8 protein-coding genes are annotated in these 12,352 nt (G+C 67.7%); 1 reads left to right on the forward strand and 7 read right to left on the reverse strand.

Translation table 11 applies throughout. From position 1 onward, the window contains the following. Positions 1 to 128: 128 nt before the first annotated feature. The 4 genes from mtnA to ligA all read right to left on the reverse strand — a co-directional run bounded on the left by mtnA (position 129) and on the right by ligA (position 5,784). Positions 129 to 1,193, reverse strand: coding sequence for an S-methyl-5-thioribose-1-phosphate isomerase (gene mtnA, locus XarbCFBP7408_RS05925; protein ID WP_104562156.1), 1,065 nt, complete (start codon positions 1,191 to 1,193; stop codon positions 129 to 131). A 287-nt stretch (positions 1,194 to 1,480) separates the two neighbouring features. Beyond that, positions 1,481 to 2,167, reverse strand: a complete 687-nt coding sequence (locus tag XarbCFBP7408_RS05930; protein ID WP_104562157.1) for a DUF3011 domain-containing protein — start codon at positions 2,165 to 2,167, stop codon at positions 1,481 to 1,483. A 156-nt stretch (positions 2,168 to 2,323) separates the two neighbouring features. Continuing rightward, positions 2,324 to 3,286 carry an EF-P lysine aminoacylase EpmA gene (gene epmA / locus XarbCFBP7408_RS05935; RefSeq protein WP_104562158.1) on the reverse strand — a complete coding sequence of 321 codons (963 nt, stop codon included), beginning with the start codon at positions 3,284 to 3,286 and terminating at the stop codon, positions 2,324 to 2,326. Continuing rightward, entirely contained in the window at positions 3,283 to 5,784 is a 2,502-nt protein-coding gene (ligA, locus tag XarbCFBP7408_RS05940; RefSeq protein ID WP_104562159.1) for an NAD-dependent DNA ligase LigA, read from the reverse strand. The genes epmA and ligA overlap by 4 nt, the downstream gene beginning before the upstream one ends. 178 nt (positions 5,785 to 5,962) lie before the next feature. Between ligA and XarbCFBP7408_RS05945 the strand changes: the two genes are divergently transcribed. Further along, entirely contained in the window at positions 5,963 to 7,087 is a 1,125-nt protein-coding gene (locus XarbCFBP7408_RS05945) for a pyridoxal phosphate-dependent aminotransferase (RefSeq protein WP_104562160.1), read from the forward strand. Between the two features lie 383 nt (positions 7,088 to 7,470). Here XarbCFBP7408_RS05945 and XarbCFBP7408_RS05955 read toward each other — a convergent pair whose 3' ends face one another. From XarbCFBP7408_RS05955 to smc, 3 genes are read right to left on the reverse strand one after another with little or no spacing between them, the layout of a single operon-like run. Beyond that, entirely contained in the window at positions 7,471 to 7,854 is a 384-nt protein-coding gene (locus tag XarbCFBP7408_RS05955; protein WP_104562161.1) for a hypothetical protein, read from the reverse strand. 6 nt (positions 7,855 to 7,860) lie between these two features. Next, complete coding sequence (gene zipA / locus XarbCFBP7408_RS05960) at positions 7,861 to 8,592, reverse strand: cell division protein ZipA (protein WP_104562162.1); 732 nt, start codon at positions 8,590 to 8,592, stop codon at positions 7,861 to 7,863. A 56-nt stretch (positions 8,593 to 8,648) separates the two neighbouring features. Then, a complete protein-coding gene (gene smc / locus XarbCFBP7408_RS05965; RefSeq protein WP_104562163.1) occupies positions 8,649 to 12,152 on the reverse strand; it encodes a chromosome segregation protein SMC in 3,504 nt (1,167 codons plus the stop codon). Between the last annotated feature and the right edge of the window lie 200 nt (positions 12,153 to 12,352).

Below are 12,352 nucleotides of genomic sequence, written 5' to 3' on the forward strand. Positions count from 1 at the left end.
CCCGCCGATCGATTCAAGCCCCGGATTGTATCACGAAGGGGCACCACGATGCCGCCGGTTTACCGGCCAGAAACAAGCACTTGCAGGCTTTTGGCGGGGCGATGCGGCGATCGCGCGCCGCACTGACCTCAGCCGCCGAACGCCGCCTGCATGCGCGCCAGGTCCGGCTGCGCAATCACCCCGCGTTCGGTGACGATCGCATCGATCAGGCTGCCGGGGGTGACATCGAACACCGGGTTCCAGGCGTTGATGCCATCGGCCACCGTGCGCACGCCGCCGACCCCGAACAATTCGCCCGGGTCGCGCTGCTCGATCTCGATCTGCTCGCCGCTGGCGGTGTCCATGTCCACGGTGGACGACGGTGCCACCACCATGAACTTGACGCCGTGGTGGCGCGCGGCGATCGCCAGCTGATAGGTGCCGATCTTGTTGGCGGTATCGCCGTTGGCGCAGATGCGGTCGGCACCGACGATGACCCACTGCACCAGCCCGGACTTCATCAGATGCGCGGCGGCCGAATCGGCGATCAGGGTCGCGTCGATGCCGTCCTGCTGCAGCTCCCACACGGTCAGGCGCGCGCCCTGCAGCCACGGCCGGGTCTCGCCGGCAAACACCTTGGCGATGCGCTGCTGCGCCACCCCGGCGCGGATCACGCCCAGCGCGGTACCGAAGCCGGCGGTGGCCAGCGAACCGGTATTGCAATGGGTCAACACGCCGCTGCCGGCATCGATCAACGACGCACCCAGCGCGCCCATATGCCGGTTGGCCGCCAGGTCTTCATCGGCGATGGCCTGCGCCTCGCGCGCGATCACCTCGCGCCAGTCGGCGCCGGCAGCGCCCAGCACGCGACGCATGCGCATCAGCGCCCAGGCCAGGTTGACCGCGGTCGGACGCGCGGCATTGAGCCGCAACAGCGCCGGTTCGAGCTTCTGCAAGGCCGCACTGCCGTCGTCGGCAACGATGTCGCGCGCCGCCAGCACCACGCCCCACCCGGCCGCAATGCCGATCGCCGGCGCGCCGCGCACCGCCAGCGAATGGATTGCCCCGGCCACTGCGTCGCTGGTGTCGCAACGCACATGTTCGACCACGAACGGCAGCTTGCGCTGGTCGAGCAGTTCCAGGGCATCGCCCGTCCACAGCAGCGGGCGGATATGGTCGTAGCGGGCGTAATCGATATGGGCGCTGTCGTTCATCCGGACATTGTAAGGCGCCCGGGCAGCCCAGTCAGTGGCCGCATCGCTCAGCCCGCTGGCCTCGCGAGCACCGGCCATCCCGGCTGGCCCTTGCCCGCTGCTCACCGTCGCAGGACCTTTGTGCGGCATGGCTGCAGCGTAAGCGCCTATGAGGACGTACTTGCGGCATGTCCTGCGATGGCGGGCGGGCAAGGGCCCTGCAAACAGGCCGCAGATCGTCCGCTCCACGCCCGACGCATCCGCACCCCGTTCAATCACATCTCAAGACAACCGAAAGCTTGAGCTTCTCAGTCGACGATGAACTCGGCGCGGCAGCCGTCGTTGACCCACACGCCGTCGCGGCTCCAGCCCCAGGTCTGGCCTTCCACGCATTCCTTCTTGGAGATCTGCCGGCCCACACGCACCTGGCGCTCCACCGAGACCCCGCAGGTGCGGCGCGCGCCCTTCTTCGATTCGCAGGTCACCATGCGTGGCATCGCCACGAAGCCGGAACCATCCTCGGCAGCGACTTCGAATTCGCCATCGCAGCCACGCGAGACCCAGATTTCGTTACGGCGCGCGCCCCAGCTGCGACCTTCCTTGCACGGCCACACCGAGCGCTGGCGCAGCAGCCGCACCGGCGCACCACGCAGCACCACCGGGCACACCACCTTGCCGCCGTTGGAATCGCAGCGCACCACGCGGCGCATCTGCGGAGCGCCCGGCGCTCGCGCACTCGCAAACTCCGCACGGCAGCCCTGTTCGACCCATACGCCATTGCGTTCGATGTCCCACTCGCTGCCACGGATGCAACTGGTCTCGGACAGCTGGCGTACCAGCTGGACGCCGTGCGCGGTCTCCATCGCACAATGCACGCGCGCCATGTCCCTGGACTCGCAGCGCACCACGCCGGAGGCGCGATCCGCCGCACGCGCATCGGCCAGCATCAGCAGCGGCAAGCACCACAAACCGCATAAGCTGATCAGCCACTTCATGCCGACAATCCTCACCCAAACACACTCTGCGCCGCGCCCCCGTGGACGCCACGATGAGAGCATCATCGATGTGAAGATAGCAATACGGTGGCGATGACAGCGGGATGGCAACCGGCGCGCGCCCTGTGCCGCGCAGGCACTGCACACCGCCGCGGGTCAGGCGCGGGCGAAAGCGAAGGCCAGCACATCGGCAATCTGCGTGGTGCCACGCATGGCCATCAACAGCCGGTCCACACCGACCGCCACCCCGGCGCAATCGGGTAGTTGCGACAACACCGCCAGCAGCCGCTCATCCACCGGCAGCTGCGGCAATCCGCGCGCCGCACGCACCGCGTTGTCGCGCATGAAACGCGCACGCTGCTCCTGCGCATCGTTGAGCTCGTGGTACCCGTTGGCGACCTCGTAGGCGCCCAGATACAGCTCGAAGCGCTCGGCCACCGGCGCCTCCCCGGGGCGGATGCGCGCCAACGCGCATTGGCTGGCAGGCCAGTCGTGCACCACGGTCAGCGTGTCGCTGGCAAAGCCCGGCTGGAGGCGATGGGTCATCAGCAGATCCAGCCAGTCGTCGCGGGTCAGGCCATCCGGATCGATGGCGATGTCGTGCAGCGGTGCGCGCAGCGTTTCGATCGGATCGCGCAACGGGTCGATGCCCAGCGCCTGCACGAACAGCGCGCGATAGCTCAGCACCTGCACCTGCGCCTGGCGCCCGAGCAGCGCAAGCGCGCGACGCACCAACTCAACGGTCTCCTGCGCCAGGGCGCGATCGTCCCAGCCCACCCGGTACCACTCGAGCATGCTGAACTCGGGATTGTGGCGGCCGCCGGCCTCGCCATTGCGGAACACCCGCCCCAGCTCGTAGCAGTCGCCCACCCCGGCCGCCAGCAGCCGCTTGAGCGGATATTCCGGCGAGGTGCGCAACCAGCGCACCGGCGCGCCGGCATCGACATGGCCGCTGAAGCGCGTGCTGAAGCTCTCGATATTCGGCTCGGTGTTGCCGGCCTCCGACAGCACCGGCGTCTCCACTTCCAGCACGTCGCGCTCGGCGAAGAAATCGCGGATCAGCGCGTTGAGCCGCGCGCGCAACCGCAACGCGTCCAGATCGACCTGCGTCGCAGTCATGGTTGCTGGCCGTGCTCGCCGAGGAAAGCCAGCAAGCGCGCCTCGTCCCAGATCTCCACGCCCAGCGACTGCGCCTTGTCCAGCTTGGACCCGGCTTCTTCGCCGGCCACCAGAAACGCGGTTTTCTTGGAGACGCTGCCGGCGACCTTGGCGCCCAGCGCTTCCAGCCGTTGCTTGGCCGCATCGCGGGTGAGCGCGGCCAGGGTCCCGGTGATGACCACGGTCTGGCCGTCGAGCGGGCCGGTTTGCAGCGCGTCGGCGTCGGGCAGACGCGACAGCAGCTCGGCAAGCATTTTTTGTGCCTTGACCGCGAGCGCGTCGTTGGCCGGCACCAACAGCCAGGCGGCGAGCGATTCGGCTACCGCCTGCGGCACGCCCGCTTCGAGGAGCGGCTCGGGGCCGCCGTTGCGCAGGGCATCGATCGAACCGAACGCGGTCGCAATCTGGACGGCGCGGATCGGCGTGACCTTGGGAATCTCCAGGTCCTCTAGCAAATTGGCAAAACTCAGCGCCTCGCGCAGCCTGGGCGATGGCGGATGCGCATCGCCGATGCGCACGCCACGTTGCAGCAGGTCGTCGATGGCCTGCTGATTGCCGGGCTGGTCGAAGAAGTGCCCGAGCGAGCGCGCCACCTCGCCACCGATGTCGGGCACGCGCTTGAACAGCGGCCACGGCAGATCGCGGATCAACGCCAGATCGCCGAACCACGCCGACAAGGCCTTCGCGGTGCTCTCGCCGACATGCTCGATGCCGAGCGCGAACAGGAAACGCTCCAGCGTGGTATCGCGCGATTGCTCGATCGCCTCGATCAGGTTTTCCGCCCACTTGGTGGCGATCTTCTTGCGGTTCCAGTCGAACGCCGGCAGCCCGGCGCGCAACAGATCCGCCTGCCAGGTTTGCGGCACCTCGCGCGCGCCGGCCAGGTCCACACCGATGCCGACCACGGTGTCTTCCAGCTGACCGTACGCACCGCTGGCCAGATGCTCGCGCGCCTCGCGCAGGAACGCGTGCGGGCTTTCGGCGGTGCTGATCATGCGCAATTGCAGCAGCTGGTCCACGTTGAGCAGATACAGATCGGCCACCCCCTGCACCACGCCGCTGTCGACCAGCACCTCGATGAATTTTTCGCCCAGGCCATCGACATCCATCGCGCGGCGCGAGACGAAATGCCGGAACGCTTCCTTGCGCTGCGCCGGGCAGGTCAGCTCGCCGGAGCAGCGCCACACCGCCTCGCCTTCCTCGCGCACGATCTCCGACCCGCAGACCGGGCATTGCGTGGGCATCTGCCATGGCTGGGTGCCGGGCGGCCGTTGCTCGGCAACCACGCCGGCCACTTCCGGAATCACGTCGCCGGCACGCCGCACGATCACCGTGTCGCCCACGCGCACATCCAGCCGCGCGATCTGGTCGGCGTTGTGCAGCGTGGCGTTGGTGACGATCACCCCGGCCACGTGCACCGGCTTCAGCCGCGCCACCGGCGTGGCCGCACCGGTGCGGCCGATCTGGATCTCGATCGCCTCCACCGTGGTGGACTGTTCCTGCGCCGGGAACTTGTGCGCGATCGCCCAGCGCGGCGCGCGCGCGACAAAGCCCATCTCGCGCTGTCCGGCCAGATCGTCGAGCTTGTAGACCACGCCGTCGATATCGAAGGCCAGCCCGTCGCGCACCTCACCGATACGCTGGTAGTACGCCAGCAGACCGTCGCTGCCCTGCACGACCTCGACCAGCGCGCTGACCGGAAAGCCCCACGCACGCAACTGTGCCAGGATCGCCGAATGCGTCTGCGGCAGTGCGCCTTCGCTCACTTCGCCCACGCCATACGCATAGAAACTCAGCGGGCGCTGCGCAGTGATGCGCGCATCCAGCTGGCGCAGCGAGCCGGCCGCGCCATTGCGCGGATTGGCCAGTACCTTGCCGCCCTGCGCGCGCATCTGCGCGTTGTAGGTTTCGAAGGCGGCGCGCGGCATGTACACCTCGCCGCGCACTTCCAGCACCTGCGGCCAGCCCTCGCCGCGCAAACGCAGCGGAATCGCCTTGACGGTGCGCAGGTTGGCACTGACATCCTCACCGGTGGCGCCGTCGCCGCGCGTTGCGCCCTGCACGAACTCGCCGTTTTCGTAGCGCAGGCTGATCGCCAGGCCATCGAGCTTGGGTTCGGCCGAAAACAGCGGTTGTTTGACCTCGAGCCGCTCGCTGATGCGGCGTACGAACTCGGTCACCTCCTCGTCGCTGAAGGCATTGCCCAACGACAGCATCGGCAAGGCATGCCGCACTTCGGCAAAGCGCGACGCAGCCAGGTGGCCGACGCGCTGGGTCGGCGAATCGGCGCTGGCCAGCTCCGGGTGCGCAGCCTCCAGGGCTTCCAGTTCGCGCATCAGGCGGTCGTAGTCGACGTCGGCCATCTGCGGCTCGTCGAGCACGTGATAGCGGTAGTTGGCGTCCTCGATACGACGACGCAGGGCGTCGATGCGCTGAGCGGGATCCGGGCTGACAGTCATACGATCGCTGGGCTGGCTCTGGGCCGCCCATTCTAACGGGCCGTGCCGGTGTGCAAGCGATGCACGACATCCGACCAAACCGCGCGACAGCGAGCCCGGCAGCGATTTCCCGATAGGCAGACAGGCACAAACCGGCTAGCGTGGCGCCCTCTTTGCCCGCCGCCTCTGGAGTTCACCCGTGTCGTTGCCCGTCTCGCGCCGTTCGTTTCTCCGCCTCGCCACCACCGGCGTGGCGGTTTCCGCACTGGGGCTGGTACCCGCGGCCGAGGCGGCCCGCAAACGCGCCGCGGCGCCGGCAACGCCAGGCGTGGCGGCAGCGGCCGGCACGGTCTACCTCAACCTCAACGAGCACCCGCTCGGGCCTGCCCCCGCGGCCGTTGACGCTGCCACGCGTTCGCTGGCGCGCTCGGGCCGCTACCTGTTCGAGATGGAGCAGGACCTGCGCAATTTGATGACCGGCGAGCTGCAGCTGCCGAACGATCACCTGTCGCTGTTCCCCGGCGCGCGCGACGCGCTGAACCGGGCCGGCAGCCTGTTCACCTCCGCGCGTGCCGGGCTGGTGGTGGCCGACCCAAGCTTCGACCCACTGATCGAAAGCGCCACCGCCCGCGGCGTGCCGGTGCGCAAGCTGCCGCTGCGGGCCGATGGCGCGCACGACGTCAAGGCGATGGCCAAGGCCGACCCGACCGCCGGCCTGATCTACCTGTGCAACCCCGGCAACGCCAGCGGCGCCATCACCCCGCGCGCCGACATCGAGTGGCTGCTGGCCAACAAGCCCGCCAGCGCAGTGCTGGTGGTCGACGAAGCGTATATCCACTACAGCAACGAGCCGTCCGTGGCGGACCTGGTGCGTCAGCGCCAGGACCTGATCGTGCTGCGCAGCTTCTCCAAGCTCTACGGCATGGCCGGCCTGCGCCTGGGCGCCGCGCTGGCGCCGCCGGGGCTGCAGACCAAGCTCGCCAGCCTGGGCAGCAACCCGTTGTCGGTACCGGCAATGGCCGCCGGCATCGCCAGCCTGCGCGACCCGCAACTGGTGCAGACCCGCCGCGCGGAGAACGCCCGCGTGCGCGACGACACCATCGCCTGGCTCAAGAGCAAGGGCTACACCTGCCTGCCCACGCAGGCGAACTGCTTCCTGCTCGACGTCAAGCGCGATGCCGGCGCGTTCGCCGATTCGATGCAGAAGCAGGGCCTCGTCGTCGGCCGCAGCTGGCCGATCTGGCCCAAGCGGGTGCGCGTGAGCGTCGGCACCGAGGCGGAAATGCTGCGCTTCCGCGAGGCGTTCGGTAAGGCCAAGCGCTAACCCGCGAAGCCTTCGATCAAGCGAACCGCGAACCCCTCCCCCTCGGGACATTGCCCCCTCCTTTATGGGTGAGAAGGTGCCCCGTAGGGGCGGATGAGGGTGCGAGCGAAGCCTGACGTTGTTCAACTGCACGAGTGCTTCGCCCGTACCCTCACCCCAACCCCTCTCCCGTGGGGAGAGGGGCTCTAGATCCGTCGCCTCGACTGACTCTGCGCTTGCGACTCCCTTCTCCCCTCGGGACATTGTCCTCCTTCGTGGGGGAGAAGGTGCCCCGTAGGGGCGGATGAGGGTGCGAGCGAAGCCTGACGTTGTTCAACTGCACGAGTGCTTCACCCGTACCCTCATCCCAACCCCTCTCCCGTGGGGAGAGGGGCTCTGGAGTTCTACTGATCGAACGCCTCAGGCTCCGGCGCGCGCAGCGTACGCCTGATCCAGAAATAACTGATGACGAAAGTCACTGCCATCGAGCCGGCGTTCCACAGCAGCAGTTCGCGCAACATCGGCGGCCCTTGCAGGATGTGCATGTAGTAGCGGCGATCCAGTAGCGCAATGGCGTGCGGCATGAACACGCTGACGAAGGGCGTCGGCACCGGCGCGACCAGCAAGGTGATCGCGGCCGCAAAGCCGCCCACCAGCCACGGCGAATGCCGTGGGCGTTTGCGCAGCCGCGCGGCGATCCTGGTAAAGACCCACAACAACGGCATCGCCAAGATTGCCCACAAGACCAGCAGCAACGCCACCGCCAACACGCCCTGCAGGCTCAACATCTCAACTCACCAGCGCGGCGACTTGGTCAGCGGCGGTGCCTGGTGCTGGCGATCGTAGGCGCGCAATTCGTCGCGGATATGCGCCACGCGCTGGCGGCCCAGCGCATTGCGGCTGTCGTCCAGCACCACGCCGTCGAGCAGTTCGGCCATGCGCTGCACGGTGGGCAGCATCTTTTCCCAGGCATCCAGCGCGGTCATCGGCGCCGGCAAGGTGAGGAAGAACGCAATCGCCGGGGTCTGCATCTCGCGGATGTTGGCCATGTCGAAGCTGCCGGGCTTGAGGATGCTGGCCATGCTGAAGATCGGCCCGCGCTCCGGATGCCCCTCCACCAGGCGGTGGAAGACATTCATGTGACCGAACACCAGCCCGGTCTTCTCCGCAGCGACCACCACGTCTTCGCCACGCAGCACCTGGCCGGCCTTGGCGGCCACGAACAGCGAGACGATCTTGTCGAAATCCTGGTTGGGCCGCTTGCCGACATCGTTGCCGCCGGCGGCATCGGCATCGTCCAGGTTCAGTTCGCTCTGCTCGGCGCCTTCATTGCGCTCGAACGGATCGCCGTCCACGCCGGGCTCGCCGGAAATCACCGGCTCACGGCGCTCGCGCGGCTGGCCCTCGTCCTTGTCGACCCGGCGCCCTTGCGGCGATTTTTTCGGGCGACCAAACAGGAAGATGGCCGCGACCAGCAGCAGTCCAGCGATCAGGATCCCGATCCGGATCATGGCCATGTCGGACATTCAGCGTGCCTCCGCATAAGAGTGACAGGTGTCGATATTCCGACAAGCATGGCACGTCATGCCGCACCCGCCAAACGTGCGGCCTCTTCCAGGTCCACGCTGACCAGGCGGCTGACGCCGGGCTCGCGCATGGTCACGCCGGAGAGCTGCCGCGCAGCCTCCATCGTCGCCTTGTTGTGGCTGACGAACAGGAACTGCACCTTCTCGCTCATTTCCCGCACCATGTTGGCGAGGCGGCCGACATTGGCTTCGTCCAGCGGCGCGTCCACCTCGTCGAGCAGGCAGAACGGCGCGGGATTGAGCTGGAAGATCGCAAACACCAGCGCCACCGCCGTCATCGCCTTTTCGCCGCCGGACAGCAGCGAAATGCTGGACACGCGCTTGCCCGGCGGGCGCGCCATGATGGTCACGCCGGTGTCGAGCAGGTCTTCGCCGGTGAGCTCCAGATACGCATGGCCACCGCCGAACAGCCGCGGATACAACGCCTGCACGCCGGAATTGACGCGGTCGAAGGTGTCCTTGAAGCGGCCGCGGGTTTCGCGGTCGATCTTGCGGATCGCCTCTTCCAGCGTCTCCAGTGCGGTGTTGAGATCCAGATTCTGCGCGTCCAGATATTCCGAACGCTGCGCCGCTTCGCCGTACTCCTGGATCGCGGCCAGGTTGACCGGTTCCAGCCGCCGCATGCGGCCGTCGATCTGGCCGACCGCCGCCTCCCACTCGGCAGGATTGGCCGACTCGGGCAATCCATTGACCACGTCTTCAAGCACGAAGCCTGACTTGACCACCGCCGCCGCCAGTTGCTCGGCGTTGAGCACCAGCGCCTGTTGATCGAGCTTGCGTTGCGAAATGCGTTCGCGCTGCGCCAGCGCCTGTTCGTCGCGCTGCTGACGGGTCTGTTCGAAGCTGCGCAGCTCGCTGTCGATGCTGTCGAGCATGGTGCGTGCTTCGCCCAGCGCGCGCTCGGTGCGCACGCGCTCGCTCAGGGCGGCCTGGTGCTCGTGCTCCAGCGTTTCCACCGGCGAATCGCCGTCGCTGAGCTGGGCGACCAGATCTTCCAGTCGCGTGTCGAGCTGGCCGCGCTGGCTATCCATGCGCTCCAGGGTCTGACTCAGCGAAGCAATCTGGGTGCGTTGCGACTCCAGCGTCAGCGCCAGCGCATGCATCGCATCGCGCACGCCGCGCGCGGCATCGCGCGCTTGATCGCGTGCATCGGTGAGCTGACGGCGTTCGTTCTCCAGCGCCTCGCGCGTGCCTTGCAGGTCGCCCATCAGGGTCACCGCGTCTTCGAGCTTGGCGCGTGCCTCGCGTGCCTGCTCGCGGCTGGTGTCCAAGGTTTCCAGTAGCTGCGACAGCTCGGTTTCGATGCGTTCGATGCGCGCGCGCGCGGCATCGACCTTGCCCTGCTGACTCTGCAGCTGACCGGCCAGCTCGGACACGCTGCGGTGCGCCATGTACAACTGGCGCTGCGCATCTTCGCGTTGCTGTTCGGCCGCCAGCAGTTGTTCGCGGAAGCTGCCCAGGCGCTGCTCGAGTTCGGCCTCGCGCTCCTGCAGCGTTTCGATCTGCGCACGCAGCTCCTGGATCTCGCGCTCGCGCAGCAGGGCGCCCTGCTTGGCGGCACCGGAGCGCGACACCCGCACCCAGCCCTCGCCCAGCCGCTCGCCGCTGCGGGTGATGACCGAATCACCCTCGGGCAGGCTGCGCTGCAGCGTGCGCGCGGCGTCCAGATCCTCGGCGGTGTGCAAACGTGCGAGCAAGCGACGGATCGCGATCGGCCCCTGCACCTTGGCCGCCAGCGAGGTCGGCGCGAAGCTCGCAGTGTCGGTAGCGCCGGACACCAGCGCGATGCGGCCATCGCCCAACTCGCCCAGCGCATCGACCAGTTGTTCCGGCGCCTCCACCAGCACGCCTTCGATCAACTGCCCCAACGCGCCTTCCACCGCGTTTTCCCAGCCGCTTTCGACCGTGATGCGCTCGCCGACACGTGCGGCAGAATCCAGCCCGCGCGACTTCAGCCACGCCACTGCCGCGCCCTGCTCCTGGCCGAGTGCGGCCTGCTGCAGGGTTTCCAGCGACGACAGCCGGCCACGCGCGGCCTGCGCCTGCTTGCGGACGTCGGCCAGTTCGCCCTGGCTGGCGCGCTGTTGTTCCTGCAGCCCGCCGAGTGCGTGCTTGCGCGCCTCGACCTGCTCGGTTAGCCCGTCCAGCGAGGTCTTCTGGGTTTCGTGGCGCAGCTCGATCTGCTCGAACGCCTCGGCCAGCGCATCCAGGTCCAGCCCGGCGCGTTCGTTGACCAGCGCTTCGCGGCGGCGGTCGGCTTCGAGCGACTGGCGATCCAGGTAATCGACACGCGTGCGCTCCACTTCGCCGGCACGCGAGGCTTCGCCGGTATCGCGGTTGTGGGTTTCCCAGCGCTGCTGCCAGTCGGCCAGCCGCGCTTCGGCTTCGCGTAGCGCCTCCTGGCGGAATTCGTGGTCTTCGCGCAGCTGTTCCAGTTGCGGTTCGGCAGCGTCCACCGCCTCGCGCAGCACGCTCAATTTGGCCGAGTCGCCGCTGATGTGCTGGGTCAGTTCCTGCAGCTGGCTCTGCGCCTCATCGCGCGCCTTGTGCAGGCGCTGCGAGAGCTCGCGCTGGTGCTGGATCTGCTGCTCGATGCGCGCCAGCGCGCCACCGACCTGATAGACATCGGCCTGCGCCTTGGCCACCGCTTCGGCGGCCTCCTCGCGACGCACGCGGCCGGTTTCGATGCGCGCTTCGGCATCGCGTTGTTCGGCGATCAACTGCTGCAGGCGGGTCTCTTCCTGATTCAGTTTTTCGCGCAGGCCCTGCAGGCGGCCATCCAGGCCGCGGTATTCCAGCGCCTTCCACTCGGCGTCCTTGATCCGGCGCTCTTCCTGCAAGGCCTGATACTGCTCGGCCTGGCGCGCCTGGCGCTGCAGATGCGCCAGCTGCTTGGTGATCTCTTCGCGCAGATCGCCCAGGCGGTCGAGGTTTTCGCGGGTATGCCGGATGCGCGTTTCGGTCTCCTTGCGGCGCTCCTTGTACTTGGAAATGCCGGCGGCTTCTTCCAGATAGACGCGCAGGTCTTCCGGGCGCGCCTCGATGATCTGGCTGATCATGCCCTGCTCGATGATCGAGTAGCTGCGCGGTCCCAGGCCGGTGCCCAGGAACAGGTCGGTGATGTCGCGGCGCCGGCATTTGGTGCCGTTGAGGTAGTAGGCGCTATTGCCGTCGCGGCTGACCAGGCGCTTGACCGAGATCTCGTTGAACGAGGCGAACTCGCCGCTGATGGTGTGATCGGAGTTGTCGAAGATCAGCTCCACCGTCGCCTGCGACACCGGCTTGCGCGCCGAGGAGCCGGAAAAGATCACGTCGGTCAGCGAGTCGCCGCGCAGGCGGCTGGCCGAACTTTCGCCCATCACCCAGCGCACCGCGTCGATGATGTTGGACTTGCCGCAGCCGTTGGGACCGACGATGCCGGTCATGTTGGTGGGCAGGTGCAACGTGGTCGGGTCGACGAACGACTTGAAACCGGACAGCTTGATCGTGGACAGGCGCATGGGACTGAAGGTTCCGGGCACCGCACGGGCGAAGCCGGCAGGCGCTTTTTTCCTGTGAAGCCGCTCCTAAGCCCTTGATCCACAAGATCCATGGGCCGTGGAACCGGCGATGGAGCATGAGTATAGCGGGCCGGGCATCGCTGGCGTGGCCGCAGAAAGACGAAGGGCGCCTAACCAGGCGCCCTTCGGGTACGGCGTGC

This window comes from Xanthomonas arboricola pv. guizotiae (assembly GCF_002940205.1).
In the GTDB taxonomy this organism is placed as follows: Bacteria; Pseudomonadota; Gammaproteobacteria; order Xanthomonadales; family Xanthomonadaceae; genus Xanthomonas; species Xanthomonas arboricola_C.